Origin of the sequence: Pseudonocardia xinjiangensis (assembly GCF_050948425.1) — a bacterium.
GTDB classification, from domain to species: Bacteria; Actinomycetota; Actinomycetes; order Mycobacteriales; family Pseudonocardiaceae; genus Pseudonocardia; species Pseudonocardia xinjiangensis.
Genome location: NZ_CP192009.1, coordinates 441,349 through 467,668, shown reverse-complemented (window position 1 = coordinate 467,668; position 26,320 = coordinate 441,349). Strand labels below are relative to the sequence as shown.

Genomic DNA, 26,320 nt, shown 5'->3' with positions numbered 1-26,320 from the left:
CCGCCGGCAACACACTCTGACGAAGCGCCCTCCTCCCGGTCACTCCGCCTGGCGGAGGCCCGGGGGGGGTGCCATACAGCACCACCAGCGGTTACGGCAAACCGCCGCGCGCCCCCCATCGGACAGATCGGTGCGCGGATGTCGATCCGCTGCAACCGCCGCAGAAGGCACCGCGGTCGTCGACTCATCTCCGGCTGCGCATCTCGGTGATTCCGGACGGCGGCGAGGAGGCAGGGGAGCTGGTTGCGAGCTTCCGCAGGTAGTCGTGAGCCGCGTCGGCGTCGCCGTTCATCTCCTCCATCAGTCGCGGGTAGGTCAATGCGACCAGCGCCGACGTCAGGTGTGGCTGGTGGTCAGGTGCAGTCAAGGTCCAGCGGAGGAGGGACTCGACGCCGGCGATGTCGGTGGGAACGGGGACCGCCAGGATCGCGCCGTCGCTCTCCCAGCGGCCCTCGGTTGCGTGCGAGTAGCGACCGCGAGCAGCGAGTTCGGCTGCGGTGAGAGGCACCCGGCATGCCGTCAGCAGGATGGACACCGCGACTTCTTGGTCGGAGTCGAACTGCGAGATCCCGAGGATCTCGAGTGGCTGTTCGCTGAGGTCGACTCCCAGCTCCTCCGCGGCTTCCCTGACGATCGCGAGCCGCGGGTCCGGGATTCCGTGAGGGTCGCGGTCAAGCGAGATGCCGAAACGTGGGCGCATCTCCAGATTCCCGTTGACGCCGACCGCCCACTGTCCTTCGCCGGTTCGGACATGGGCGGACCGTCGGACGACGATGATCTGCTCGTCGCTCGTCACCGGCAGGCACGGGAGCGTCAGCACGCGAGCCGCGCCGCTGAGCTCATCCCGGCGCCGGCCGATACCGCGGTCCCCGACGTTATGGGTAGCCATCACAGCGCTGTATGCGGCTTCGGCCAGCACGAGGTGCAGCCGGACCCAGCCGCTCGCGGGATCACGCTGCCGGACCGTGCCCCGCAGGGACGGCAGAGTCCCGTCGAAGAACTTGCCGCTGAGGCGCTGCTCGAGAAGCCGTCGATCGGCCTCGCCGCGCAGCGGTAGCGGCATCGGCTCGATCCCGTCCGCCCGGCAGAGCGTTTCGGCAAACGTATCCGGGAAGACGAGACGCTCTGCGAGGTGAGAGACGGCGATATCGTCGATTCCCTGTCCCGGGCCCTCACCGATCCTGACGTGTTCGAGCCGGAGCTGCGTCGACCTGGCGAATGCCGATGGCGAAGGAGCCACGCCCGTCGGCTGTTGTCGTGCCCATCGCGAACATGGCCTGCGCCATGAGGTACTCGCCTGTGCGGGCGGCCACGTCGGCCTGCTCGGCAAGGATCGGCGCCGTTCCTCCACCCAGCAGACCGCGCGCCTTCAGCCGGTGCGCGAACGCCCGATACGCGATGCTGAGCCGCTGAAGATCATCGCTCGGTTCCCCGCCGATCCCGTGCAGAGCGACCGGGACCGGCAGCCGATGATCTCTTGCGGTCTCGTCGATCCACCTCAGCTCCGTGGCGACGGTGAGAGCACGCTGCCCGAGCACGAGGCGTTCCGCTGCGGTTCGGCACGCCCGTCTTGTCGTGATCCGTCCATACCCACGGCTCGTGAGAACGGCACCGATCGTCCTCCTCCGGTCATTCCGCAGCGCGAGGGACACAACAGGGTTTCGGCCACGAAGCCACAAGGACAAACCGACGATGGCGATCAGGAACGTCGTGCTGTCACCCAGAATTCCGATCCAGCCGTCCAGACTCCCGGGCCAGAAGCTATCCGTTGTCGCGGCAGCCTGCGACAGATGCATGCGGAACGTCCTCTGCTGGTCGCCCCGTTCGGACCGCGGCGCGGCTACCCGACAGTGTCCGACAGCTGTCTCGAACGATACGGGCGCGGGGTATCAGGACCGCGCAGCCCACCCTCGAGGCTCACCGACGAGGCCTGGGGTCATGCCGTGAGGTCCAGGGCATCGAAACGTCGATCACGCCAGATCCAGCGGGACCGCTCCTCGGGATACCGGGCGACGGTGGAGTCGGTGTCGTACACCCGCGTGTCGCGCTCGTGGGGCGTGTAGCGAACCCAGCCGGGGTCTCCGGTGGCGGCGAACGACAGGTGTTCGGCCCGGATCAGCCCCGACAGACGTCGGGCCTGGGCCATCGCGTCCGGACCGGCTGCCGTGAGCCCCGTTCTGATCTCGGTGGTGCCGAACAGGAGCAGGGTGTCGAGGCTGTGCGATGCGCCCACGGAGTTGAACCCCCAGCAGAGCTCGTAGAGCCACACCCGCGCTCCACCGGCGTGGGCCGCCTCAGCGAGGTGGAGGGCCGGCATCCGCCACAGCCAGTCCGACATGGCGGTGTCGCGCAGCTCGTTCGGAGAGGCGGACGGATAGGCCGATCGGTAGCGCTGCGCGCCCGGTGTCGGTGTCAGCCCGTTGAGCAGCGCGTCCACCCCGGCGTCGTCGATGTCCCCGAGCCGGGTGCCGAGCAGGCTGAACTCGTCACGGGTATGCCCGACGAGCAGATCGACATCACGGGCCGCGCCATCGGCGAGCGCTGCCCACGGGGATGCCGGCAGGACCTCACCGTCCACCACCGGGGAGAACGGCGTGGGCGTGTACGCCACCGCGCCCCACCGATCGACCCGTTGCGGAAGACGCATGGTCACTGACCGGGCAGCGTCGACGAGATCATCGGGGGCGACATCAGCGAGGTCCTCGGCCCGCGGCGCGCGGCCGAGCTCGGCGCTGATCTCCGCCGCGACGTCCGCGGCCAGGCCTGGTGTGAAGAAGGTCCCCGGGAGGCTCTGCAGGATCGCGCGACGGAACAGTCCGGCCGCCGCCGGCATCACCAGCAGCGCGGCGATCGAGCCGGCGCCCGCGGACTGCCCAAGGACGGTGACATTGCCCGGGTCACCGCCGAAGGTGGCGATGTTGTCGTGCACCCAGCGCAGTGCGGCGACCTGGTCGAGCAGCCCGCGGTTGTCCGGCGCGCCGTCGAGCCGGGCGAAGCCCTCGGCACCGGTGCGGTAGTGAGCACTCACCACCACCGCGCCGGCGCCCGCCAGGGGTCGCACCGGCGAGGTGCGGATTGGATGTGTCGCAGTTGAGGTACGTGCCGCCGCTGATCCACACCACCACCGGAAGCCCGGTCCCGCCGGGATCCGGGGTCCAGACGGCGAGGTTCAGCCAGGCCTCCCCCGCCGTCGGCCTGCCCGGCTGCGGTGGGGGCGGACCGAACCGGGTCACGTCACGGACCCCGTCCCAGCGCACCACCGGGCGGGGAGCGGCGAACCGATCCCGCCCGACCGGGGGCGCGGCGAAGGGAACGCCGCGGTACACGGCGACTCCGTCTTCCCAGCGTCCCCGGACCACGCCGGCGGACGTGCGTACCTGAGTGGTCATGATCCGCACCCTCACACCGCAGGCCGGACCCGGTCATGCGGTTTACGGCTGGTGGACGCGCAGCACGCCGGTGAGCATGGGGAGGGTGAACTCGCCGCGGGCGGTCTCCGGCCGGCTCGCGAGGAGAGCGCGGATCCGGCCGAGCGTGGCCTCTCGCTCCCGTTCCGCCATGACCAGAACTCCCGCCCTCGTCGCGAGTGCCGCGACGAGGGAGTCGGCGGTGCGGCGCTGCCCGTGCGGGAACTCGGCCTGCTCCGGCGAGCCGAACCGGCCGGCCACGCCGTCTCCGGGAAGGTGCGCCGCTGCCGTCTCGGCGCGCCAGCCGCTGAGCGTGTCACGCGGGCCGATGGCCGCGCTCCCGCCGACCCGCTCGAGTTCGGCAACCCAGTCGACCCGGTTGTCGAGGACGTTCCACAGGCCGGCCAGGATGCCGCCGGATACGAGGACCCTGGCGATCTCGGGTCCCGCGACGGCCATGTCGAACCAGTGCAGGGCATGGCCGGCCAGCACGGCGTCGACGGATGCGTCCGGCAGGGGAATCGCCTCGGCGCTACCCGGCAGGGAACGGACACCCGGCAGCGCGCGCCGGAGCTCGGCCAGCATCGCCGGATCGGGTTCGACCGCGACGACCTCGGCGCCCAGCGCAACCAGCGTGGCAGTCAGCTTGCCCGTTCCGGCGCCGAGGTCGAGCACTCGCGGGCCGCGCGCGGGTTCGAGCGCCCAGCGCACCGCGGCCTGCGCGTAGTCCGGGCGGTGCTCGGCGTATGCGGTCGCCGCTGCGCCGAACGTCGAGGCGTGCAGTTGCCGATCCTCTTGTCCCACGCGGTTGCCCTTTCCGTGTCGCGAGCACCTCGACCGCGGCACCACCGCTGCGGGTCAGTTGCCGGCCCGGTGCGGGTGTCGCAGGGGGGAAGCAGCGCTCTCGTCTTCTCGGGACCAGCGAGGTTGCGGTACCGCAGGCAGCGACCGATCCGTCGCCGACGCTCCCGAGTCCGCCGCCTCGGCGCCCGCGATCATCTGCATCGCGACCCACTGATACACCGATATCCAGGACGAGCTCAAGGAGCTCGAATACCCCGGTCCGGACAAATCCCGCACCGCCCGGGTCAGAGCGTGGCCGATGTACCCGTAGTGTTCGACCTCGACCCGGAAGCGAATCCGGTGATCGGCCCCGAGCCGGCGTAGCCCCGCTTCCAGCGCCGTCGTGTCCGCGGTGTCGAGTTTGCCGATGACATTCAGCAGGCTGTCACTCATCTTCTGCATCTGTCCGGTCAGGTCGGGCGGGAACATCGCCCGTAGCTGCGGAGCCATCTCGAACAGGTGCGCGTAGAACACCTCGGCAAGGCGAACCGGCCGGTCGGCCACTGCGAGGCACGACACCCGCACGGCGGCGATCACCGCAGGTGAAGGCCGCCTCACCCCGGCCGCGAACGACGCCCCCGCGTCCTGCGGGTGGCTCATCGTTGCCACGCCGCGGGGTAGCTGAGGGGGTTCGAGCAGGGTTGCCTGACCATGAGCTGCCTTTCGTCGACCAGAGATGAATGCCGGCTGCTCGCGAAGCAGCCACACCGGCTCATCGACTATCGAACTCGGGCGCGTAGGCGTTGCAGGACAGTGCGTTCGCAGTCGGCAAACGGCGCTCGATGCGAGCATCCACCTGAACGTCGGCGTCCACAGCGAGTGTGATCAGCGGGACGATAAAAATCATGAAACGCACGAAATCGCTGGTGAGGACCAGTGGAACTCAGGTCAGAATGTGGCGATTGGGTTGACCGGGCTGCCGGACGTACCGGCGAAGCGGACCGGCGCGACGGCGAGGTGGAAGTCCCACTGGCCGAGTTCGGCAGCCGTCGTCGCGCACACCTCGAGGTCGCAGTTGTCGAGCAGCCACAGACCCATCGCTACGAGGCCCACGGCGTGAACCGGCATCAGCACGTCGTCGTACCCCGAGGGCTGCACGTCCTGAGGGGTGTCGGCGCCGATCAGCGCGACCTCCCGTTCGTGCAGCCACGGCAGGCAGGACGCGTGCCAGCCGGCCTGCGTGAAGCTGTGCGTCACACCGGCCTCGTGCCGGGCGCGGCCGTAGCCGGTCCGCAGGAGTACCGCGTCGCCGGGCCCCACACGCACGCCCTGGCGACGCTCGGCCTCTTCCAGATCGTCAGGGAACACACCCTGCCCCGGTTCCAGCCACGGCACGTCGCGGACGCTCGCGATGTCCAGCAGGACACCACGGGTGATGATCCCGTTCGCGGCCGCCGTGACGGCCGCCCACGCTGATCCCGTTGCGGGGTCGACCAGCGAGTGCGAGCGCCCGTTGTACATCGTGCCGTCCCAGAAGATGTGGCACGGCGAGTCGACGTGGGTGACGGTGTTGCCGTGGAACGTGATGCCGAGCTGCTCGGACGAGAAGCCCCAGCGCCGGTCGGCGTGGAACGCGGACACCGGCATGTTCTCGGCGCCCGGCATGTCGGCGGCGCACGGGCACGTCGTCGTCGACCGCTCCATCTCCCCCGGCACGGCGATCTCCCATGCGCACGAGACGCTCCTGCCGTGGCGCACGGCCCGCGACGCCGCCAACCGGACGTCGTCGGTGATGTGGTTCAGCGTGCCGAGCTCGTCGTCGTCGCCCCACCGTCCCCAGTTCGACAGCGTGTCGAAGTACCCGAGCACGTCGTCCTGTGTGGGCATCGGTCGCCTTGCCGTCATCCCAGCATCGACTCCTCCGGTCACGGGTTCGAGGCACGCTATAGCAGCCCTCCACCGGGGAGGTCACCATGCTGGTCGGGCCACCCCCGCCGAATCCGCAGGCAACCATGCTGCCCGAGGAGGTGAAACTGGAGGTCAATCCTGGTGGACCCCCAGGGGATCGAACCCTGAGCCCACGGTTTAACGGCGTCGGCGTCCCACCTCGCAGGGCCACTACCCCGCAACATCAGTTGCGCACGGCACCTCGCTAGCCACGCCCGGCCACCCTCGCTCACTCCACTTCGGACCAAGAGCGGCACCACTCCGAAGGAAGGCGTCCGCGAGCATGGACCGCTGCCCCCTGCGCGTCTCCCCAGGCCAGACGTGGAGGTGATGCCTGTTGCGCACACACGGTAGGGACCGCGCTGCGCCGACTGCCTGATCTTTCCGCAAACCACCCATTACGGGTGAGATCCACTCTACGATTCCGCCTCTCTGCCGCGTGCCACGAACACGATGTTCCACAGGGAGATGTGAAGTGGGGAAGCCGGACCAGCCCAGAGGACCCGACGGCAAGTGGATCCCGCGCGGTGGCGGAGCGCTCGTTGCGGCGCTCACCCTGGCCATCGCATTAGCAGCAGGCAGCAGCCTGGGCGCCGGGACAAGCACGACAGGGGCGGCGGCCGGCGGAGGCAGCAGCGTCGGCAGTGGGGCCCGAGCGCAAGCCAGCAACAGCACCTCGGCTCGCGGTAAGGCACGCGACCGCAGTACCGCTCGCGTTACTGAGCGCTTGGAACGGCAGGGGCTCCGGGTTCGGGAACGTGGAGTAGACGCCGACACCAACTGCGCAGCCCACTCCTACGGGCAAGCGCAGAGTTTCTTCCGCGCCCACCCGTGCGCAGCGCTGTTCCGCGCCTTGCTGGAAGTCCGCGATGGCCGCAGCAATGTCGCCCTCGTGGCGGTGGCCTGGGTAGACATGCCCTCACCGGAAGATGCCCGACAACTCCAGCAGCTCGTGGATCGAGACGGCACCGGCAACGTCACCGAACTGTCACGCGAGCGCGGCGGCCAACGCTTCAGCGGCGACTACTACCGCTCCGCCCGCGACGACACGACGTTCATCAACGTCCAGGCCGAACCCGTCGGCCGCATCCGCACCGCGCTAGAGCTGGCCAAACTGGCTGCCGACAACACGCTCTGACGACGCGCCCCTCTCCTCCCGGTCACTCGGCCTGGCAGAGGCCCAGCACGAGTTGTTGAGCACCACCAGTGGCGACGGTAAGAACCTCCGGTGAGCGCACCGTCGGGCAGAGTCGGAGCGTCGATGTCCGCGTCGAGGTCCGTGCTGCCGCCAGCCGACACCGGTTCCGCCGGCGGCGCCAAACCGGGCGTTAGGGCCAGCTCAATCGGCGTGTCCGGCGTGAAGTACGAGGTCAACCCTGAGCTCGATCGCACTCCCGCGTGGGATCACTCATGGTGCGGAATTCGGGAACCAGAGTGGGCAGTGCAGAAAGTCGCCTGCGATGGCTCTGCCTTCCCACAGGGCAAACGTTGGCCCCAGAGGATCGAACCCCGAACCCGCGAACTATAAGGTGGCAGCGTCCTGGCTCACAGGGCCAATACCTGCACAAACAGTCAAGCGGGTCGCCTCACAGACCACGTCTGGCCACCCTCGATCTCTCTGCTTCACACAACGAATGACACCATGCCCGAGAGCGGGGACACCGGCTGCCGCTGTCTCCGAGGCGTGCGTCCTCCGAGGCGACTGCACGACCAGCCTGCCGTGCGATACCAGGGAGAGCGGCCGAATGTGACAGGGCCCGGGACGGCATCCCGGCGACGAGCACAGGTTGGTGCTGATTCCCCGTGCGGGTGAACCAAGATTCTGCCGCATTGGTACGTCCCTGAAGTCGATTTATCAGCTGGGGTGTTGCGCGACGCTGATCTTCAAAAGACACCACGTCCGATGCACGGACAGCGGCGGCAGAGCTGTCTGTCTGTAGCGAGACTTGTCAGCGCGCCCGAGGACGCCAGCCGCGCCCGAACCTCTCTCGTCAGGCCTCTATCCTCACGCTGGCCAGCGGCCCGATAGGCGTTGTGGCTGGCGCGTCATCGCGACAGCGTGACCTTGCGCCGCATACCCTACGAGGCAAATCTTAGATAACACGCACGATCCTAATTGAGTTTCGAAACTGAAGTAGGCGTGACGGACGTCAATCACGACGATGGACTAGGAGACGTCGCCGCCCTGCTCGCCGACCTTGACGCTGCCGATCAACGGCCGGATGTATCAGTCCGCGTACCGGACGTACGTCGCGATCGTGTTCCGTTCGAGATCCACCAGCTCGAAGTACCGGTCGCGCATCTGGTCGACCGTTGCGCTCGTGCGCGGCGATCGTCGACCTAACTCGCCAGGCGGCGTATCACCCTGTCTGACGCCTGCGCTGTGTCGCCGCGACCAGGAGCGTATGCGCGTTCCCCCCACGCTTGATCCCATGACGCCGCCCGCGACGCCATCAGCGCAGCAGTAATGCCACGTCAGAGGTGGTGGGCCCCCAGGGGATCGAACCCTGAACCCGCGGATTAAAAGTCCGCTGCTCTGCCTGTTGAGCTAGAGGCCCCCGCGTCGCCGCGCCGTGAGCGCGGCGGCGGGCACCAGCCTACGGCTCCCGGTTCGAGGCGCGCGCGTCACTCGGTCGTAGTACCCGGACCCGGTCGTCGTTACCGCACGTCAAGCCCCATTCTCGACCCATGCGCTCCCCACGAACCGTTCTCGCCGCAGTCCTCGGCGCGCTGGTGGTGTCCGGTTGCAGCGCCGCCACTGCCACGCTGTCCCCGCCCCCCGGAGTCGCCTCGCGCAACGTCCAGGTCGCCGCCAGCTTCACCGCCGGGCCCGGCCCCGCCATCACCTACGACCAGAGGGTGGTGAAGGTGGGGGCGTTCGCCTCGGTGGACGCGCGGTCCGGGGGCGGCATCACCACCGTCGGGCTGGAGGTGCTCGGGTTCGAGCCGGGGCGGCGCTACGGCGCACACGTCCACACCAATCCCTGTGGTGCGACGGGCGCGGACGCCGGTCCGCACTTCCAGAACGTCGTCGACCCCGTCCAGCCCAGCGTCGACCCGCGCTACGCCAACCCCCAGAACGAGATCTGGCTCGACTTCCTCACCGACCAGGACGGGACGGGTCGCGTCGAGAACACCGTGGCCTGGCAGTTCCCCGCCGACCGGCGGCCCGGGTCGATCATCGTCCACGCCATGCCGACCGCCGTCGAGCCCGGTGTGGCGGGCACGGCGGGCGGCCGGGCCGCCTGCATCACCGTCAGGTTCTGACGGGGAGGAGAATGGGGCAGCGTGAGTGCCCCTACTGCCGTCTCCACGCGCCCGAAGCCGCTGCGCATCGGTCCGTACGCGTCCGAAACGCCGGTGGTGCTGGCGCCGATGGCCGGCATCACGAACGCCGGGTTCCGGCGCCTGTGCCGTGAGCAGGGGGCGGGGTTCTACGTCTGCGAGATGATCACCTCTCGCGGGCTCGTGGAACGCAACCCGCTGACCTTCCGGATGATCGCGATGGATCCCGACGAGAACCCGCGGTCCATGCAGCTCTACGGGGTGGATCCGGCGACGGTGGGCGCGGCCGTCCGCATGGTCGCCGAGCGCGACCTGGCCGATCACGTCGACCTGAACTTCGGCTGCCCCGTCCCGAAGGTCACGCGGCGCGGCGGGGGCGCGGCCCTGCCGTACAAGCGGCGGCTGTTCGAGTCGATCGTCCGGGCCGCCGTCGACAACGCCGGACGGATCCCGGTGACGATCAAGATGCGCATCGGCATCGACGACGAGCGCCGCACCTACCTCGACGCCGGCCGCCGCGCCGCCGACGCCGGTGTCGCGGCCGTCGCCCTGCACGCGCGCACCGCGGCGCAGCGCTACTCCGGCACGGCCGACTGGTCGGCGATCGCCCGGCTCCGCGACGCCCTGCCCGCCGAGCTGCCGGTGCTCGGCAACGGCGACATCTTCAGCGCAGCCGACGCCGTCGCGATGGTGGCGACCACCGGGTGCGACGGGGTCGTGGTCGGACGGGGCTGCCTCGGTCGTCCGTGGCTGTTCGGCGACCTGGAGGCCGCGTTCGCCGGCCGTCCGCTGCCCACCCCGCCGACGCTGGGCCAGGTGGCGGCCACCATGCGCCGCCACGCCGTGCTGCTGCAGGAGCACATGGGCGTCGACAAGGGCATCCGCGACATGCGCAAGCACATCGCCTGGTACCTCAAGGGCTTCCCCGTCGGTTCCGAGCTGCGCCGCGCGCTCGGCCTGGTGAGCAGCATCGACGAGCTCGACGAGCTGCTCGCCCAGCTCGACGCCCACCAGGAGTTCCCGCCCGAGGCCGACGGGCCCCGCGGGCGTCAGGGATCACCGGGGCGGGTCGTGCTGCCGGAGCACTGGCTCGACGACCCCGACGACCCGTCGGTTCCCTTCGGAGCGGAGCTGGAGCACTCCGGCGGCTGATACTCCGACTGGTAGTGACATGATCACGGAGGGCGAGCGGCTCGGACGGGTGGAAGCGCCCGCGAACGGGTGCGCCGCCTCAAGAGCACCATGCGTCTCGACGACACCACCAGCAACAGGGAGGTGAGTGGTGGTCACGGTGCGTACGCCTTCGCTCGACGACACACGGGACGGCATATCGACCCCGGAGACGCCGACGAGGACGGAGCCCCCCACCACCGCCGCCAACGCCGCGGCGCGGCACACCGCCGTCGCCGAGGAGCTCGCCGAGGCCGGCCGCTGGGAACAGGCGTACCAGCACCTGCGCACCGCTGTCCGGCTCCTGCACGGCGGTCACGTCCCGGACGAGCTCGACCGGCTCCGCCGTGAGCACGCCGAGGCCCGCGAGCAGAGCCGCCGGGACTGCCTCACCGACAGCTACAACCGGCGCTACCTCGACGAACGGCTGGTCACGCTGCTCGACGACCCGTCGTTCACGCGCACGGCCGGGATCTGTATCGCGCTGGTGGACGTCGACCACTTCAAGCAGATCAACGACACCTACGGCCACCCCTTCGGTGACCGCGTGCTGCAGCGGCTCGTCACCGAGCTCGACACCGGCCTGCCCGACGGGGCGTTCTGCGCGCGCTACGGGGGCGAGGAGTTCGCGCTGGTGCTCCCCGGCCGCGACCTGCTGGACGCCGTCGGCATCTGCGAGGCGGCGCGCGACCGGATCGACCGGCATCCCTGGGACGAGCTGGACCGGGATCTCCGGGTGACGGTGAGCATCGGCGTGGCGCACACCCTGGGCCCCGTCGCCGGGCTGGAGCGCCTCGTCGCCATGGCCGACACGCTGCTGTACGGCGCCAAGCACGCCGGTCGCAATGCCGTCGCATACCGGGACAAGCACACCGGAGCGCTCCGTCTCGCCGGAGCAGCAGGTGGTCGGCGTCTGATCCCGGGATCCGGCGCGCGTGCCGACACCCGCTTGTGATCGAACCGGTTCAGCTCCGTAAGCTCGGTCACGATTGAGACCACAGGGGGGCGGGTCCGGGTGACACCCGTGCCCGCCCCCTGTTCGTGCCCGAGGAGGTGGCGTGGAGGACGGTCCGCACCGTGCTCGGCGCTCCACCCCATCCGGCGGCCGTAGGCGGGCTCCCGAGCAACCCGACGACGTCCTCTCGCGGCACGGCCTCCTCGGCTCCGAACCCGAGGAGGACGCGCCCCCAGCCCCGGCGGGCGGGCGCGCCGCGCGCCGACGGGCAGCCGAGGAACGGGAGGCGGGCCGACATTCGCCCGCGCCGCCCCCGGCGGCTCCGGGACAGCACGCACGCGGCTCCGATCCCGGCAGCGACGTCCCGCCCCCGCCCGTCTCCCGGCATTCCCCACGCCGGGACGATCCCGACGCCTACCGGTCCCCCAGCCCTCCACCGGCACGCGGTTCCGGCAGGCGGGCCCTCCCGGACCCGCCGGAACCACGGCACGGCGCAGGCGCGTCCGACTCGGGTCGCCATGCCGCCGTCCCCTCGCACGAGCCCGGCCGGACCGCGCCCCCCGCGCCTCCCTCCGACCCCGGCCGTCACGCACCCCGGAGGGTCGCCCGCGAGGCGGAGCCCTGGAGCCCGGCCCCCGGTGACCCCGCGCCCCGCCGCGGTGAGGGCGGCGGGCGGCGGAGGCGGGCGGCCGACTCGCCACCCCCCTATCGCGCACCTGCAGCGGAGCCGGCCGAACCGGTCCGCGGGCCGGGAGCCCGGCACGGCCGGGCAGCCGTCCCCGACCAGGGAGCGGACCCGGGCCACGGTGCGGTGCCGCCCGTCCGCCACGGCTACCAGCCGATGCCGGACGCCCCGGCACCGCGTGGCATCGGCGGTGATCCCCTGCCGCCGCCCTCCACTCCGCAGCGGCCCCGGACACCCCCGTACGTGCAACCGCCGGCACCCGCCCTCGACCAGGCGACGAGCCGGGTCCGCGCCACCCCTCCGCGCGTCGACCCGGACACCGGCGGCCCCTTCTCCGACCCCGGACGCCGCCACGCCCCACCACCCACACCCGCAGGCGGGCGCCCCGGCATCCCCCGCACCGCACCCGACACCGGCGGCCCCTTCTCCGACCCCGGACGCCGCCACGCCCCACCACCCACACCCGCAGGCGGGCGCCCCGGCATCCCCCGCACCGCACCCGACACCAGCGGACCGATCTCCGACCCGGGACGCCGCGTCCCACCCCCGCCACCCACCGAGGCCACCACCCGCGTCCGCGCCACCGGCCCCCGCGTCGACCCGGACGCTCCCAGCTCCGACCCCGGACGCCGGGGCGCCCCACCACCGACGCCTGCAGGCGGGCGCCCCGGTATCCCGCGCACCGCACCCGACACCGGCGGCCCCGTCTCCGACCCGGGACGCCGCCACCTCCCACCCCCGCCACCCACCGAGGCCACCACCCGGGTCCGCGCCGCCACCCCGCGGGTCGACCCCGACACCAGCGGCCCGATCTCCGCTCCCGGTGTCGACCAGGGCACCACGCGGGTCCGCCCCTCCTCGTCCGCGACCGGGTCGAGCCGGGCGCTGGACCGCAGCGAGAAGGCCGAGCGCGCTCGCCGGGCCGACCGGGACTCCGAGATGGGGAACCGCGCCTCGCACATCGACGAGACCCTCACCAGGCTCACCGCCGCCCATGCCGGCCTCTCCCTGCCTGCGCGCGACGGCGAGGAGGAGCCGGAGCCGAAGGTGGTGGCGAGACGCCGCCCCCGCATCACGGTGAGCCGGGTGCTGGCCGGGGTGGCCGCACTGCTGGTGTTCGCGACGACCTCGGTCGGCTGGGGCACGAAGGGCTGGCTCGAGTCCTCCATCCGCAACGCGGCGGCACTGGACCCCGACTCGAGCTCGGTCGTCGACGCGGAGGCCCAGCAGGGCGACCAGAACGTGCTGATCGTCGCGTCCGACGGCGACACCGCGGCCACCGCGGCAGCCGGGGCCGCCCCCGGAGCTGTCCCCGAAGCGACCGGGGGCGGCGCGGACACCGTCACCGTCGCGCACATCCCGGCGGGCGGTGGCCCGCTCGCCGTGCTGTCGATCCCGAACAACCTCGAGATCAACCGGCCCCCGTGCGAGCGCTGGGACGCCGGCTCCGCCTCCTATCTCGACGAGACCGAGCGGGCCGAGGCGAGGACGCACCTGCTCTCGGCGCTCGACGTCGGAGGGCCCCGGTGCGTCACCCGGGTCGTGCAGCAGCTGACCGGGCTGGCGATCACCAAGTACGTCGGCGTCGACCTGGACTCCCTCGGCGCGATGGCGGACGCGGTGGGTGGCGCGAACGTCTGCGTCACCAGGCCGGTGGTGGACGGCGTGCTCGGACCGGTGGTGCCCGATGCCGGGACCGCCACCCTCGAGGGCGTGCGCGCCGCCGACTTCGCGCGCGCGGCGGATGTGCAGGGTGACCCCTCCTCGGACTCCGGACGGATCGAACGCCAGCAGCAGCTGCTCGCCTCGGTGCTGACCAAGGCCGTGGCCGGGGCCGGCCTGCTCGACGTCTCCCGGCTCGCCGCGCTGCGGCCCGCGCTCGGCAAGGCCGTCGTCACCGACGGCGCGGGAATCGACGAGGTGCTGGCGCTGGCCACGTCACTGCACAAGCTGGACGCCGAGGGGGTCCAGTTCGCGGTCGCACCCACGGCGACCGACCCCAACAGCCCCGGCCGGTCCGTGCTCCGCGACACCGACGCCGCACAGCTGTTCACCGCGCTGCGGGAGGACACCCCGCTGCCCGAGCAGGCCCGCGACCCCGACGCCGCCAGCACCGGACCCTCGCCTGCCGACGTCAAGGTCTCGGTGCTCAACGCGTCGGACAAATCGGGTCTCGCGACCCAGGTCGGGGAGACGCTGGGCTCGCTCGGGTTCAGCGTCGGTGACGTCGGCAACGCCGATCAGCCGACCCCGCAGACCGTGATCCGCTTCTCCCCGGACCAGGCCGCGGCCGCCGCTCTGCTCGCGAGCACCGTTCCCTCGGCGACGTCGGTCCCGGACCCGGGCACCTCCGGCGAGCTGCAGCTCGTGCTGGGCCTCTCGTTCGACGACGTCGTCCGGGCACCGGCCGAGCCGGTCGCCCTGCAGGCCGACGGACCCGCCGTCACCGCGGCCACCGCTACATGCCCGTGATTCGGCGAACGCCGTTCACCATCGGTTCACCTGCTCATAGAGCCAAATGTCCGACTCACCTCTACCCTCGGTGTATGCGTGATGCCTACCAGGAGCAGCTCGACGAACTTGCCGAGGCACTGGCGGGCATGTGCACCCAGGTCGCCGACGCGATGCAGAAGGCCACCCGGGCGTTGCTGGAGTGCGATCTCCAGCTCGCCGAAGAGGTGATCTCCGAGGACATCAGGGTGGACGACCTGCGTGCCACGGCGGAGGAGCGGGCATTCGCCCTGCTCGCGCTGCAGGCGCCGGTAGCCACCGACCTCCGGATCGTGGTCTCGGCCATCCACGGGGCGGGCGACATCGAGCGGATGGGCGACCTCGCCCTGCACGTGGCGCAGGCCGCCCGGCGGCGCCACCCGCAGCCGGTGCTTCCCGCCGAGGTCGCGCCGTACTTCGCGGAGATGGGCCGGGTCGGGGTCGCCCTGGCGCTGAAGGCCGGCGACGTGATCCGCAGCCGCGACCTGTCCACCGCGGCGCAGCTCGAGAGCGACGACGACGCGATGGACGACCTGCACCGGCACATCTTCTCGGTGCTGATGGACCGCAACTGGAGCCACGGCGTCGGGCCGGCCGTCGACATCACGCTGCTGGCGCGCTTCTACGAGCGCTACGCCGACCACGCCGTGGCCGTCGCCCGCCGGATCGTCTACGTCGTCACCGGCCGGATGCCCGGGCCTCTGACAGTCTGACGGTCCTGCTTCACCACTCGTTCATCTCTGCCCCGCCCGGAAGGCCCTACTCTTCCGTTGTGCCTCCTCTGCCCCTGCCGCAGCTGCTCTTCGAGCTGTCGGAGCTGCTGGGCCGGATGTGCACGGCGGCGGCGGGAGCCCTGAACCAGGCCACCGCGGCAATGCTCGACCAGCGGGTGCGCCTCGCCGAGCGGGTGATCGCGGGCGACGAGGCGATCGACGTCCTGCGGGCGCGGGTCGAGGAGGTCGCCACCGACGCCCTGCTGTTCCACTCACCGGTCGCGGGTGATCTGCGGGCCGTGGTGTCGGCCATCCGCGCCTCGAGCGACATCGAGCGGATGGGCGACCTCGCGCTGCACGTCGCGCAGGTGGTGTGCATGCGGCACCCACAGCCGGCACTGCCCCCCGAGGTCCGGGACGACTTCGTCCGCATGGGAGCGCTCGCGGTGCAGCTCGCACTCAAGGCCGCCGAGGTGGTGCGCTCCCGCAACGTGCTGCTGGCCGTGGAGCTCGACGCCGACGACGACGCGATGGACGTGCTGCACCGGCACATGTTCACCGTGCTGATGGACCCGTCGTGGCCGCACGGCGTGCCGGTGGCCGTCGACGTCACGCTGCTGGCCCGGTACTACGAGCGGTTCGCCGACCACGCGGTGGTGGTGGCCAACCAGACCGTCTATGCGGTCACCGGCGAGGAACCGGACGCGATCCCGATCTGAGCGCGCCCGGTCCCGCCGCGGCGATCAGCCGAACCGGCCCGACACGTAGTCCTCGGTGGCCTTCTCCTTGGGCTGGGAGAAGATCGTCTTCGTCTCGTCCATCTCCACGAGGTGCCCCGGCTTGCCGGTGCCCTCGATGTTGAAGAACCCCGTGTAGTCGCTGACCCGGGCGGCCTGCTGCATGTTGTGGGTGACGATGACGATCGTGTAGTCCATCTTGAGCTCGTTGATCAGATCCTCGATCGCGAGCGTCGAGATCGGGTCGAGCGCCGAGCACGGCTCGTCCATCAGCAGCACGTCGGGCTGCACCGCGATGGCACGCGCGATGCACAGGCGCTGCTGCTGGCCGCCGGACAGGCCCGAACCGGGCTTGTCGAGGCGGTCCTTCACCTCGTTCCACAGGTTGGCGCCACGCAGCGACTGCTCGACGAGCGTGTCGGTGGCGTCCTTCTTCATCTTCTTGTTGTTCAGCCGCTGGCCCGCGATCACGTTGTCGTAGATCGACATCGTGGGGAACGGGTTGGGCCGCTGGAAGACCATGCCGATCTGGCGGCGCACCCCGACGGGGTCGATGCCGGGCCCGTAGAGGTCCTTCCCGTCGAGCTCCAGCCTGCCCTCGACGCGGGCGCCCGGGATCACCTCGTGCATCCGGTTGATCGACCGCAGGAAGGTCGACTTCCCGCAGCCGGACGGGCCGATCAGCGCGGTGACCGTCTGCGGGCGGATGGACATGGAGACGCCCTCGACGGCGAGGAAGGAGCCGTAGTAGATGTTCAGGTTCTTGGCGTCGATCGCTTTGCCCACTGTTGCTCCTCTTATCGGGTCTTGGGGGCGAACAGGCGGGCGATCAGCCGCGCCACGAGGTTCAGCACCAGCACGATGATGATCAGGACGAGCGCGGCGGTCCACGCCCTGTCCAGGTAGGGCTCGCGGGGGACGCCCGGCGCCGCGTACGAGGTGTAGGCGAACACCGGCAACGTGGCCATCCGCCCTTCGAACGGGTTGAAGTTCAGGCCGGTGGTGAGGCCGGCCACGATCAGCAGCGGCGCCGTCTCGCCGATGACGCGGGCGATCGCGAGCGTGACGCCCGAGGCGATGCCGGCGATCGAGGTGGGGATGACCACCTTCATGATCGTGCGCCACTTCGGGGTGCCGAGCGCGAACGCCGCCTCCCGCAGCTCGTTGGGCACGATCTTGAGCATCTCCTCGGTGGCCCGCACGACCACCGGGATCATCAGCACGCTCAACGCCACGGACCCGGCGAAGCCGAGCCGGACACCCGGTCCGAAGAACAGCGCGAACAGCGCGAACGCGAACAGGCCGGCCACGATCGACGGGATGCCGGTCATGACGTCGACGAAGAAGGTGATCGCCCTGGCGAGCCTGCCCTTGCCGTACTCCACCAGGTAGACGGCGGTGAGCAGGCCGACGGGGATCGACATGACGGCGGCCAGCGCCGTGATGATCAGCGTGCCGACGATGGCGTGGTAGCCACCGCCGCCCGCCCCGATGACCCCGCGCATGGAGGAGTTGAAGAACTCGACGTCGAACCGGGCGAGGCCGTTGCCCACCACCGTGACGACCACGGAGACCAGCGGCGCGAGCGCGATGAGGAAGGCCAGCGTGACCACGATGGTGACGAGACGGTCGGCGGCCTTGCGGCCGCCCTCGACGACCCGGGACAGCACGTAGGTGGCCACGGCGTAGACGACCGCCGACGCGACCACCAGCATGCCGATGCTGAACCCACCGGTGGCCGCGAGCAGGGCACCGATGACGACGAACGACCCACCCAGCACCGCCCACGGCGCCCACGTCGGGAGTTCGGCGCGGACGAGGGACGGGACCGGTGGGGCGGTGACCTCGGCGCCGCTCTGCTGGCGCTCGGTGTCGATGGACATCAGTTGGCCCCCGAGAACTCGCGGCGTCGGTTGATGATGTAGCGGGCGAGCGCGTTGACCAGCAGGGTGATCACGAACAGCACGAGACCGGACGCGATGAGCGTGTTGACGGCCAGGCCGGTGGAGTCGGGGAACTGCAGCGCGATGTTGCCGGCGATCGTCGACGGGTTGTCCGAGCTGATCAGGTTGAACGTGACGGCGCCGGACGCGGACAGGATGATCGCCACCGCCATCGTCTCGCCGAGTGCGCGGCCGAGCCCGAGCATCGCGCCGCTGATGATCCCCGAGCGGCCGAACGGCAGCACGGCCATCCGGATCATCTCCCAGCGGGTGGCGCCCAGCGCGAGGGCCGCCTCCTCGTGGAGCTTGGGGGTCTGCAGGAACACCTCGCGGGCCACCGCGGTGATGATCGGCAGGATCATGACCGCGAGGGTGACCCCGACCACCAGCATCGTGCGTCCGGTGACCGACACCGGGCCGGCGAAGAAGGGCAGCCACCCGAGGTAGGTGTTGAGCCACGTGGAGAGCCCGAGGGTGGCGGGCGCGAGCACCGCGACGCCCCACAGGCCGTAGACGATGCTCGGCACGGCGGCGAGCAGGTCGATCAGGTAGCCGAGGCCCTGAGCGAGCCTGCGCGGCGCGTAGTGGGTGATGAACAGGGCGACCGCCACCGCGAGCGGGGTGGCGATCAGGAGCGCGATCAGCGCGGCGAGGATCGTCCCGAACACCAGCGGGGCGATGTACGCGACGAGGGTCTTCCCGCCGGGGAGGTCGGCGGGCGACGCGACGATGGCGGGCATCGCCTGCGCGATGAGGAACGCGGCGACGCCGGCGAGCACCACGAGGATGAGGATCCCGGCGCCCTTCGCGGAGCCGGCGAAGATTCGGTCACCCAGCTGCAGCACCGGTTTCGGCGGCGCCTTCGCGATGACCTTCTCGGTGGTCGTGGTCACGGCATCCCCTCTACGGGTGGGGCAGGAAGACACCGGCGGGACCGGGCGACTGTCATCGTGACAATCGCCCGGTCCCGGCGGCTAGGTGACGAAGAGCTCAAGATCCGGCGGCGATGGCGTTGATGGCCGGGGTGATCTGACTGCGCAGCGAGTCGCTGAGCGGAGCGGCTCCTGCCTTGTCGGCGGCGACGGACTGGCCGTCGGAGCTGACCACGTAGTTGAGGTAGGCCTTGACCAGGTCCGCTGTGGGGGCGTCCGGGTACTTGGAGCAGGCCAGCAGGTAGGACACCAGCACCACCGGGTAGGTGCCCGACGCGGAGGTGTCGCGGGCGAGCTTGTAGGCGAAGACGGACGGGCCCTGGCCTTCGACCCGCGGAGAGGCCTCGAGCACGGCTGCGGCGGCCTCGGGGGTGGGTCCGACGTACTCCGAGCCCACCTTGACCTTCGCCTGGCCCAGGTCGCGGGCCTGGCTCTCGTCGGCGTACCCGATCGCGCCGTTGCCGGCCTTCACCGCGCCCACGACACCCGAGGTGCCCTGGGCGGCCTCCCCGCCCTGCACGGGCCAGCTGTCGCTGACGTCGTACGGCCACGACGTGCCGGCAGCGGTCTTCAGGTAGTCGGCGAAGTTCTGCGTGGTGCCGGACTTGTCCGACCGGTTGACCGGGGTGATCGCGAGGTCGGGCAGCGTGACACCGGGGTTGTCGGCGGCGATCGCCGGGTCGTTCCACTTGGTGATCTTCCGGTCGAAGATCTGCGCGATGGTGGCCGGGGCGAGCTGCAGGTTGCTGACGCCTGCGACGTTGTAGATGATCGCGATCGGCGAGACGTAGGCCGGCACCTCGACGACGTCGCTCTTGCAGCGGGTGTTGGCCTGGGTGACCTCCTCCGGCTTGAGGTAGGCGTCGCTACCGGCGAATGCGACGCCACCACCGAGGAACTGGGTGCGTCCCGCGCCCGATCCACTGGGGTCGTACGTGATGTTGGCGTCGGCGTTCTGGCCCGTGAAGGTGGCGATCCACGCCTCCTGGGCAGCCTGCTGCGAGCTGGCGCCGGCACCGGCGATCGTTCCGGAGACGCTCGGCGCAGCCGACCCGCCAGCATCGCCCGCCGGAGCCGACTCGTTGGCAGCTCCACAGCCGGCGATGAGCAGGGCGCCGCTGGCGGCGATGCCCACCGCGGCGATTCGGGCACGAGCTCCGTGCCGCACGGTCTTCACCTGTGTTCCTCCGTCATGAGTTCCCGTTGAACGGGGACGTACGGCTCGGGGTGGCCGTACGTCAGCGACGGTAGGTAAGCGGGGTGGACACACTCCCCCGATCAGGTAAACGCGGAATGAACAGCTTAAAGGCGATAGGCCATGAATCGCTCAAACGACCGCCGTGATCTTGCTGTGACCTGCGGAGACGTGATCGTGCCCGCGGCCACAATGGTTGCCACGCGGTGAACGCTTGTCACCGGGCGTAAGAAACGTCGGTGCCCGACAGGGTGAACCCGAGGCGTTCGTACACCCGGACGGCCGCAGTGTTGTCAGCCTCGACGTAGAGCATCACCGCGCCCAGGCCGCGGTCCCTCAGGTACTGCAGCCCGGCGAGGGTGAGCGCCGCGCCCAGCCGCTTCCCCCACGCCGCCGGGTCGACGCCCAGCACGTACACCTCACCGATCGGCTCGGGTCCGTGCTCGCCCGGTTCGTGCACCTTCGTCCAGTGGTAGCCGAGCAGCCGGTCCGACTCGTCGACCGCCAGCAGGAAGCCCGCCGGGTCGAACCAGGGCTCGGCCTCGCGCGTCGCGATCTGCTCGAGGCCCCAGCCACCCTGCTCGGGGTGCCAGTCGAACGCCGCGTTGTTGACGCGCAGGAACTCGGCCTCGTCGGCACCGACCACGAAGGAGCGCAACCGCACCCCGGCGGGCAGGTCGGGCTCGGCGACGGGGGTGAGCAGGCTCCGGTGCATCTGCCAGAGCACCCGGGCCGGGGTGAAACCGAGGCGCGCGGCGAGGGCCACCGCTCCCGGGTGCTGCCCGTGGGCCCAGACCCGGAGGTGCCCGTCCTCCGTGCGCGCCACGAGCTCCTCGACGATGCGCGTGCCGAGGCCGGCCCGGCGGTGCCCGGGATCGACCGTCAGCTCGGCGACGCCGCCGCCCTGCGGATCGGCCTGGTCCAGCTGGGCGAACCCCACGAGGACGCCGTCGGGATCCCGCGCGAGCAGGTGGACGGCCGTGTCGTCGGACAGGTGCAGGAGCACGTGCTCGCCGAGCGGAGCTGTGCCGTCGGCCGTGGTGGCCGCGGCCGCGAGGGCCGTGACCTCGTCGATCGTGGGCTGGTCCAACCCGGCACGCCATGACAGCTCGGTCACGGGTGCGACGCTACCCCCGCCCCCCTCGTGCAGGACGCGGAGCTGCTGATCACACCAGTCCGGCGACACCGTTGACGCGGCCGTTGGCCCGGTCGGTCTCCTCGCCATCGTCGCCGCCACCATCGTCGTCGACGATGCCGACCGGGGGTGCCCCCAGGTGACCTCGGCTGGGCCGGACGAACTTGTAGCCGACGTTGCGCACGGTGCCGATCATCTGCTCGTGCTCCGTGCCGAGCTTGGCGCGCAGCCGCCGCACGTGCACGTCGACGGTCCGGGTGCCGCCGAAGAAGTCGTAGCCCCACACCTCCTGGAGGAGCTGAGCGCGGGTGAAGACCCGGCCGGCGTGCTGCGCGAGGTACTTGAGCAGCTCGAACTCCTTGTAGGTGAGCTCGAGGAGCCTGCCGCGCAGGCGCGCCGCGTACGTGGCCTCGTCGATCACCAGCTCGCCGAGCACCAGCGCGCCGCCGTCGCGGCCTGCGTCGCCGCCCGGGCGGGACTTGAGCAGCCGCAGCCGCGCGTCCACCTCGGCCGGACCGGCACCGGGCAGGAGTATCTCGTCGACGACCCACTCGCCCGACACCGCCACCAGGCCGCCCTCGGTGAGCACAGCGATCACCGGTACGTCCATGCCGGTGCTGCCCAGCAGGCGGCACAGGCTGCGGGCCGCCACGAGGTCGGTGCGGGCGTCGACCAGTACGGCGTCGTGCGGGCCGGCGTCCAGCAGCGCGGCCACCTCCGGCGCCGCCGTGCGGACCCCGTGGGGGAGCAATGTCAGGGCCGGCAGCACGGATCCCGGATCGGGATCGGCGGTCAGCAGAAGGAGTTCCACGTGGTGCCTCCTTTCCACACCGGGAGCCGAGGCGCCGGTCCGACGCCCCTCGTCCGATCACGGCGGGCGACGCTGACGCACCGTTCACACCCGCGTGACCCGGTCGGAACACACCACGCGGATCGATGCAGGATAACTGCGTGAGAGCCGATCGGAAGAGCGGCGCGGCGCAGGTCACGCACCGTGCGCTAAACGTAACGACCTTGGACGGCGTCTCACTCTCCGGAATGCACCTCCCAGGGCCCGGCGGGGACACCGCACTCGCCGTGTGTCACGGGTTCACCCATCACACGCGCCGCCCCGTCACCCGTGTGGTTCTGGAGGCCCTCAGCGGCCAGGCGCCCGTGGTCGCCCTCGACATGCGGGGGCACGGTCGCTCGGGCGGGCGCACCACCGTGGGCGACCGGGAGCTGCTCGACCTCGACGCAGCCGTGCGGTGGGCCCGGGACGCCGGCTACTCCCGGGTGGCCACGGTCGGCTTCTCCCTGGGTGCGGCGGTGGCGCTGCGCCAGGCCACAGCAGGCACGGTCCGTCCCGACGCCGTGGTCGCCGTCAGCGGCCCCGCACGCTGGTACTCCCGCGAGACACCTGCGATGCGCCGGGTGCACTGGCTGCTGGAGCAGCCGCACGGCCGCGCCGTCGCCCGCCTGCTCGGCGTGCGCCTTGACTCGGCGTGGGAGGTGGTCCCGCCCTCACCGGTGGAGGTCGTCGCGGCGGTGGCGCCGGTGCCGCTGCTGCTCGTCCACTTCGCCGGTGACCACTACTTCTCGGCGGCGCACCCGGAAGCCCTGGCCGCGGCGTCGGGGGGCCACGCACAGCTGTGGACCGAGCCGGGCGAGGGCCACGGCGAGAGCGGAACCGGCCCCGAACTCGCCGAGCGCATCGCCCTGTGGGCGCTCGCCGCCGCGTCGAGTGCCATCCCGGGCGAACGCACCAACGGCGGCGGCTCTACGGTCGGACCCCGCACCCCGGCAGAGCGCCGGGCACCAGGGTCGGAGGTCGGATGAAGCGCGTGGTCATCGGGCTGCTCGTGCTTGTCGGGCTGCTCGTGGCCGTCGACTACGGGTCCGCCGCCCTCGCCGAGTCGGCCGTGTCACGGCAGATGCGGCAGCAGATCGGGCTCGTGGACGACCCGTCGGTCCGGATCAACGGCTTCCCGTTCCTCACGCAGGCACTGTCCGGCCACTACCGCAGCATCGACGTCGACGCGACCCGGATCCGCGTCGGACAGCTGCAGGAGCTCGACGTCTCGGCGCAGCTCCGCAACGTCACGGCGCCGCTGTCGATGCTGCTGGGCTCCGGCCCGAAGACACTGCAGGTGGGCAACGCCGAGGGCACGGTGAGCGTGTCGGCCACCGACGTGGAACGGCTCGTGCCGGGCATCAAGGACCTCCGGATCGACACGGTCGACGACGAGGCGTTGCAGCAGGCCGTCGAGGACGGCGGCGACCCGGCGCTCACGCGGCTCGATCCCGACAACGTCGCCCGGCTCTCGGGCACCGGATCGTTCCTGGGCCAGGAGACGCCGGTGTCGGTCATCGCCGAGCTGCAGCTCGACGGCGGCCAGGCGCAGATCGTCCCGCAGGACATCCGGCTCGGCGACGACAACCAGCCCGTCCCGCAGGCGATCCAGCGGACGCTGCAGCAGCTGTTCACGGTGCGCATCGATCCCGGTTCGCTCCCGTTGCAGGTCACCCCCACCGCGCTGCGGGCCAACAACGGGCAGCTCGAGATCAGTGGCGAGGCCCGCAACCTCACCCTCGGTGCCCCGACACCGTCCTGATCCGGACGACCTGGGAGTACGCGGCGCCCCCGTCGCGTTGCCACCGGCATGATCAGTGACCCCGGTCTCCTGGTTCTGGTGGGCACGCTGGCGCTCGCCACGGCGGTGGGGCTGGTGGTGCGGGCCCGCGCCGGCCGGATGCGCACCGGCGGCGCCGCGTCCGGCGGATGGGCGCTCGCCGGCACCGCCCCCGCCGCCTCGGACCGGGTCCTGTTGCTGCAGCTGTCCTCCCCCGTGTGCACCCCGTGCCGCCGCACCGCGGAGCTGCTGACGGAGCTCTCCGCCCGCCGCCCCGGCGTGGTGCACCGCGAGATCGACGTCGCCGAACGGCCCGACGTCGCCCGCGAGCTCTCGGTGATGCGGACACCGACGGTCGTCGCCTTCACCCGCGACGGGGCGGAGCTGCTCCGCATCTCGGGCGTGCCCCGGCTCCCCGAACTGGAGGCTGCGATCGCACCCCGCCTGACCGGCACGGGGCCGGCGTGAGCGGTTTCCCGCCACGCGGACGATATGTGCAGCTACACCCCGCTCCCGAAAGCAGCAATCCTCGGTTACCCTCGCCTCCGTGTGCTGGCCGCTGACCCGACGACGCGCAGTCGACCTGTGCCGCGTCGGTAGCTGCCTCTGTCGCACCTCCTGAGATCCGCGTCCCCTCGCACCCGTCCTCAGGAGCATCCCCATGTCCACGCCTGCCGCCCCCGCGCGCCGCGATCCGCCCGTCGACCCGCGCGGCGTCCGGTTCTCGGCGGCACTCACCACCTTCGTTCTCGCGCTGGTGCTCGTCAGCGGTAGCGGCTGGCTGCTCGGCGCACAGGCACTCGTGTTCGCGCTCGGCTCGATCGCCGGCCTCCGGTTCTCGCCCTACGCGGTGCTGTTCCGGCTACTCGTCGCGCCGCGGCTCAGACCGCCCACCGAGCGGGAAGAGGCCGCCCCGGTGCGGTTCTCGCAAACCGTCGGCCTCGTGTTCGCCGTCATAGGTACTGTCGGTTACCTCGCCGGTCTCACCGGCCTCGGCATCGTCGCCACCGCCTTCGCACTGGCCGCCGCCTTCCTCAACGCCGCCTTCGGCTTCTGCCTGGGCTGCGAGCTGTACGCAGTGATCGCCCGTTTCCGGAAGAACAACCAACAGGGAGCCACCGCATGAGCCGTCAGGACGTCCTGGTCACAGCAGACTGGGCCGAGAAGAACCTCGGGACCGACGGGATCGTCTTCCTCGAGGTCGACGAGGACACCACCGCCTACGACGGTGGCCACCTCCCCGGTGCCGTCAAGATCAACTGGACCACCGAGCTCCAGGACCCGGTGCGCCGCGACATCGTCGACAAGGAGCAGTTCGAGCAGCTCCTGTCGGCCAAGGGTGTCGGCGCCGACGACACGGTCGTCCTCTACGGGGGCAACAACAACTGGTTCGCGGCCTACGCGTACTGGGAGTTCAAGCTCTACGGCCACCAGAACGTGAAGCTGCTCGACGGCGGTCGCAAGAAGTGGGAGCTCGACGGCCGCCCCCTCACCTCCGACGTCGCCGAGCGCAGCGCCACCACCTACACGGCGCAGGAGCCGGACCTCACCATCCGGGCCTTCCGCGACGAGGTCGTCGACGCGATCGGCACCAAGAACCTGATCGACGTGCGTTCACCCGACGAGTTCTCCGGCAAGATCCTGGCGCCTGCCCACCTGCCGCAGGAGCAGTCCCAGCGGCCCGGCCACGTGCCGTCGGCGATCAACATCCCGTGGAGCAAGGCGGCCAACGAGGACGGCACCTTCAAGTCCGACGAGGAGCTCAAGGAGCTCTACGGCGAGGCGGGCTTCGACGAGGGCAAGGCGACGATCGCCTACTGCCGCATCGGTGAGCGCAGCTCGCACACCTGGGTGGTGCTGCACGAGCTGCTGGGCCACAGCGACGTCAAGAACTACGACGGCAGCTGGACCGAGTACGGCTCCCTGATCGGCGTGCCGATCGAGCTGGGGGCGGGCCGCTGATGTGCGGAGCTCCCGACCAGGCGGTCGCGCTGCCGCCCGGTACCGACCTCACCAAGGAGACCGTGCTCGCCGGGCGGGTGGTCGCCGACGGTCTGCCCGTGCCCGGAGCGTTCGTCCGCCTGCTCGACGGGACGGGTGAGTTCACCGCCGAGGTCGTGGCGTCGGCAGGCGGGGACTTCCGGTTCTTCGCCGCGCCCGGCACCTGGACGCTGCGCGCACTGTCCCGTGCGGGCAACGGCGAGACCGTGCTCAGCGCCGACGGCCCTGGCCTGCACCAGGCCGAGGTCGCGGTGGCGTCGTAGGACCAGCGAGTTGCCGGCAGGCCCCGTGCGCCGCGTCATGGCGCACGGGGCCTTCCCGTGCCACGCC

At 71.1% G+C, this 26,320-nt stretch carries 26 protein-coding genes, 1 tRNA gene and 1 pseudogene; 14 read left to right on the top strand and 14 right to left on the bottom strand.

The features are described 5' to 3' along the window. Window positions 1-184 precede the first annotated feature (184 nt). From ACQPZA_RS02270 to ACQPZA_RS02240, 7 genes and pseudogenes are all read right to left on the bottom strand, one after another. Window positions 185-1,240 (bottom strand): hypothetical protein, encoded by a 1,056-nt coding sequence (locus tag ACQPZA_RS02270; protein ID WP_433277918.1) that lies wholly within the window; start codon window positions 1,238-1,240, stop codon window positions 185-187. Beyond that, the gene (locus ACQPZA_RS02265; protein WP_433277916.1) at window positions 1,173-1,796 is read right to left on the bottom strand and encodes a hypothetical protein; all 624 of its coding nucleotides are present in this window, start codon (window positions 1,794-1,796) and stop codon (window positions 1,173-1,175) included. Before ACQPZA_RS02265 ends, ACQPZA_RS02270 begins: the two co-directional genes overlap by 68 nt. A 140-nt stretch (window positions 1,797-1,936) precedes the next feature. After that, a complete protein-coding gene (locus tag ACQPZA_RS02260; RefSeq protein ID WP_433277914.1) occupies window positions 1,937-3,028 on the bottom strand; it encodes a carboxylesterase family protein in 1,092 nt (363 codons plus the stop codon). Window positions 3,029-3,140: 112 nt separating this feature from the next. Further along, a pseudogene (locus ACQPZA_RS02255) lies at window positions 3,141-3,389 on the bottom strand (carboxylesterase family protein); the annotation flags it as partial. A gap of 42 nt (window positions 3,390-3,431) precedes the next feature. Then, the gene (locus ACQPZA_RS02250) at window positions 3,432-4,211 is read right to left on the bottom strand and encodes a methyltransferase domain-containing protein (protein WP_433277912.1); all 780 of its coding nucleotides are present in this window, start codon (window positions 4,209-4,211) and stop codon (window positions 3,432-3,434) included. 54 nt (window positions 4,212-4,265) lie between these two features. Beyond that, entirely contained in the window at window positions 4,266-4,850 is a 585-nt protein-coding gene (locus ACQPZA_RS02245; protein ID WP_433277910.1) for a globin domain-containing protein, read from the bottom strand. Window positions 4,851-5,138: 288 nt separating this feature from the next. Beyond that, window positions 5,139-6,077 (bottom strand): cyclase family protein, encoded by a 939-nt coding sequence (locus ACQPZA_RS02240; protein WP_433277908.1) that lies wholly within the window; start codon window positions 6,075-6,077, stop codon window positions 5,139-5,141. A gap of 787 nt (window positions 6,078-6,864) precedes the next feature. On the opposite strand from ACQPZA_RS02240, the gene ACQPZA_RS02235 reads away from it, so the two are divergent. Then, window positions 6,865-7,275 (top strand): hypothetical protein, encoded by a 411-nt coding sequence (locus ACQPZA_RS02235; protein WP_433277906.1) that lies wholly within the window; start codon window positions 6,865-6,867, stop codon window positions 7,273-7,275. Between the two features lie 1,344 nt (window positions 7,276-8,619). On the opposite strand, the gene ACQPZA_RS02230 is transcribed toward ACQPZA_RS02235, so the two are convergent. After that, window positions 8,620-8,695, bottom strand: a tRNA-Lys gene (locus ACQPZA_RS02230). Window positions 8,696-8,825: 130 nt separating this feature from the next. Between ACQPZA_RS02230 and ACQPZA_RS02225 the strand changes: the two genes are divergently transcribed. The 6 genes from ACQPZA_RS02225 to phoU (ACQPZA_RS02200) all read left to right on the top strand — a co-directional run bounded on the left by ACQPZA_RS02225 (window position 8,826) and on the right by phoU (ACQPZA_RS02200) (window position 16,154). Further along, complete coding sequence (locus ACQPZA_RS02225; RefSeq protein ID WP_433277904.1) at window positions 8,826-9,404, top strand: superoxide dismutase; 579 nt, start codon at window positions 8,826-8,828, stop codon at window positions 9,402-9,404. A 21-nt stretch (window positions 9,405-9,425) separates the two neighbouring features. Further along, window positions 9,426-10,574 (top strand): tRNA dihydrouridine synthase DusB, encoded by a 1,149-nt coding sequence (gene dusB, locus ACQPZA_RS02220; RefSeq protein WP_433277903.1) that lies wholly within the window; start codon window positions 9,426-9,428, stop codon window positions 10,572-10,574. Between the two features lie 130 nt (window positions 10,575-10,704). Then, window positions 10,705-11,547, top strand: a complete 843-nt coding sequence (locus tag ACQPZA_RS02215; RefSeq protein ID WP_433277901.1) for a GGDEF domain-containing protein — start codon at window positions 10,705-10,707, stop codon at window positions 11,545-11,547. Between the two features lie 811 nt (window positions 11,548-12,358). Then, window positions 12,359-14,704 carry an LCP family protein gene (locus ACQPZA_RS02210; RefSeq protein ID WP_433277899.1) on the top strand — a complete coding sequence of 782 codons (2,346 nt, stop codon included), beginning with the start codon at window positions 12,359-12,361 and terminating at the stop codon, window positions 14,702-14,704. Window positions 14,705-14,778: 74 nt separating this feature from the next. Next, window positions 14,779-15,435, top strand: coding sequence for a phosphate signaling complex protein PhoU (phoU, locus tag ACQPZA_RS02205; RefSeq protein WP_169394035.1), 657 nt, complete (start codon window positions 14,779-14,781; stop codon window positions 15,433-15,435). Window positions 15,436-15,494: 59 nt separating this feature from the next. Then, entirely contained in the window at window positions 15,495-16,154 is a 660-nt protein-coding gene (phoU, locus tag ACQPZA_RS02200; RefSeq protein WP_433277897.1) for a phosphate signaling complex protein PhoU, read from the top strand. Between the two features lie 24 nt (window positions 16,155-16,178). Here phoU (ACQPZA_RS02200) and pstB read toward each other — a convergent pair whose 3' ends face one another. The 6 genes from pstB to ACQPZA_RS02170 form a co-directional block, all read right to left on the bottom strand. Continuing rightward, on the bottom strand, window positions 16,179-16,958 hold the full coding sequence (gene pstB, locus ACQPZA_RS02195) for a phosphate ABC transporter ATP-binding protein PstB (RefSeq protein WP_169394034.1): 780 nt from the start codon (window positions 16,956-16,958) through the stop codon (window positions 16,179-16,181). 11 nt (window positions 16,959-16,969) lie between these two features. Further along, a complete protein-coding gene (pstA, locus tag ACQPZA_RS02190) occupies window positions 16,970-18,055 on the bottom strand; it encodes a phosphate ABC transporter permease PstA (RefSeq protein WP_169394033.1) in 1,086 nt (361 codons plus the stop codon). Further along, window positions 18,055-19,008 (bottom strand): phosphate ABC transporter permease subunit PstC, encoded by a 954-nt coding sequence (gene pstC, locus ACQPZA_RS02185; protein ID WP_312858899.1) that lies wholly within the window; start codon window positions 19,006-19,008, stop codon window positions 18,055-18,057. Before pstC ends, pstA begins: the two co-directional genes overlap by 1 nt. Before the next feature lie 97 nt (window positions 19,009-19,105). Continuing rightward, the gene (pstS, locus tag ACQPZA_RS02180) at window positions 19,106-20,215 is read right to left on the bottom strand and encodes a phosphate ABC transporter substrate-binding protein PstS (protein WP_433282648.1); all 1,110 of its coding nucleotides are present in this window, start codon (window positions 20,213-20,215) and stop codon (window positions 19,106-19,108) included. Between the two features lie 244 nt (window positions 20,216-20,459). Then, window positions 20,460-21,359, bottom strand: coding sequence for a mycothiol synthase (mshD, locus tag ACQPZA_RS02175; RefSeq protein WP_433277894.1), 900 nt, complete (start codon window positions 21,357-21,359; stop codon window positions 20,460-20,462). 49 nt (window positions 21,360-21,408) lie between these two features. After that, complete coding sequence (locus ACQPZA_RS02170) at window positions 21,409-22,188, bottom strand: winged helix-turn-helix transcriptional regulator (protein WP_433277892.1); 780 nt, start codon at window positions 22,186-22,188, stop codon at window positions 21,409-21,411. A gap of 125 nt (window positions 22,189-22,313) precedes the next feature. Here ACQPZA_RS02170 and ACQPZA_RS02165 point away from each other — a divergent pair, with 125 nt between their 5' ends. The 7 genes from ACQPZA_RS02165 (at window position 22,314) to ACQPZA_RS02135 (ending at window position 26,253) form a co-directional block, all read left to right on the top strand. Next, entirely contained in the window at window positions 22,314-23,195 is an 882-nt protein-coding gene (locus ACQPZA_RS02165; protein ID WP_433277890.1) for an alpha/beta hydrolase, read from the top strand. Next, window positions 23,192-23,971: an LmeA family phospholipid-binding protein gene (locus ACQPZA_RS02160; protein WP_169394028.1), complete on the top strand. Its 780-nt coding sequence runs from the start codon at window positions 23,192-23,194 to the stop codon at window positions 23,969-23,971. The genes ACQPZA_RS02165 and ACQPZA_RS02160 overlap by 4 nt, the downstream gene beginning before the upstream one ends. Before the next feature lie 48 nt (window positions 23,972-24,019). Next, window positions 24,020-24,457 carry a thioredoxin family protein gene (locus tag ACQPZA_RS02155; RefSeq protein ID WP_433277888.1) on the top strand — a complete coding sequence of 146 codons (438 nt, stop codon included), beginning with the start codon at window positions 24,020-24,022 and terminating at the stop codon, window positions 24,455-24,457. Between the two features lie 79 nt (window positions 24,458-24,536). Then, window positions 24,537-24,611, top strand: a complete 75-nt coding sequence (locus tag ACQPZA_RS02150) for a putative leader peptide (RefSeq protein ID WP_407692180.1) — start codon at window positions 24,537-24,539, stop codon at window positions 24,609-24,611. Window positions 24,612-24,650: 39 nt separating this feature from the next. Beyond that, window positions 24,651-25,115: a DUF4395 domain-containing protein gene (locus ACQPZA_RS02145; RefSeq protein ID WP_433277886.1), complete on the top strand. Its 465-nt coding sequence runs from the start codon at window positions 24,651-24,653 to the stop codon at window positions 25,113-25,115. Then, window positions 25,112-25,951, top strand: coding sequence for a sulfurtransferase (locus ACQPZA_RS02140; RefSeq protein WP_433277884.1), 840 nt, complete (start codon window positions 25,112-25,114; stop codon window positions 25,949-25,951). The genes ACQPZA_RS02145 and ACQPZA_RS02140 overlap by 4 nt, the downstream gene beginning before the upstream one ends. After that, complete coding sequence (locus ACQPZA_RS02135; RefSeq protein ID WP_433277882.1) at window positions 25,951-26,253, top strand: DUF1416 domain-containing protein; 303 nt, start codon at window positions 25,951-25,953, stop codon at window positions 26,251-26,253. Before ACQPZA_RS02140 ends, ACQPZA_RS02135 begins: the two co-directional genes overlap by 1 nt. Window positions 26,254-26,320 lie beyond the last annotated feature (67 nt).

Coding starts and splice junctions, on each gene's coding strand:
- ACQPZA_RS02265 (WP_433277916.1), bottom strand. CDS start 1,796: ATGCATCTGTCGCAGGCTGCCGCGACAACGGATAGCTTCTGGCCCGGG.
- ACQPZA_RS02245 (WP_433277910.1), bottom strand. CDS start 4,850: ATGAGCCACCCGCAGGACGCGGGGGCGTCGTTCGCGGCCGGGGTGAGG.
- ACQPZA_RS02240 (WP_433277908.1), bottom strand. CDS start 6,077: ATGCCCACACAGGACGACGTGCTCGGGTACTTCGACACGCTGTCGAAC.
- ACQPZA_RS02225 (WP_433277904.1), top strand. CDS start 8,826: ATGCGCTCCCCACGAACCGTTCTCGCCGCAGTCCTCGGCGCGCTGGTG.
- phoU (WP_169394035.1), top strand. CDS start 14,779: ATGCGTGATGCCTACCAGGAGCAGCTCGACGAACTTGCCGAGGCACTG.
- pstA (WP_169394033.1), bottom strand. CDS start 18,055: ATGTCCATCGACACCGAGCGCCAGCAGAGCGGCGCCGAGGTCACCGCC.
- ACQPZA_RS02165 (WP_433277890.1), top strand. CDS start 22,314: ATGCAGGATAACTGCGTGAGAGCCGATCGGAAGAGCGGCGCGGCGCAG.
- ACQPZA_RS02160 (WP_169394028.1), top strand. CDS start 23,192: ATGAAGCGCGTGGTCATCGGGCTGCTCGTGCTTGTCGGGCTGCTCGTG.
- ACQPZA_RS02155 (WP_433277888.1), top strand. CDS start 24,020: ATGATCAGTGACCCCGGTCTCCTGGTTCTGGTGGGCACGCTGGCGCTC.
- ACQPZA_RS02145 (WP_433277886.1), top strand. CDS start 24,651: ATGTCCACGCCTGCCGCCCCCGCGCGCCGCGATCCGCCCGTCGACCCG.
- ACQPZA_RS02140 (WP_433277884.1), top strand. CDS start 25,112: ATGAGCCGTCAGGACGTCCTGGTCACAGCAGACTGGGCCGAGAAGAAC.
- ACQPZA_RS02135 (WP_433277882.1), top strand. CDS start 25,951: ATGTGCGGAGCTCCCGACCAGGCGGTCGCGCTGCCGCCCGGTACCGAC.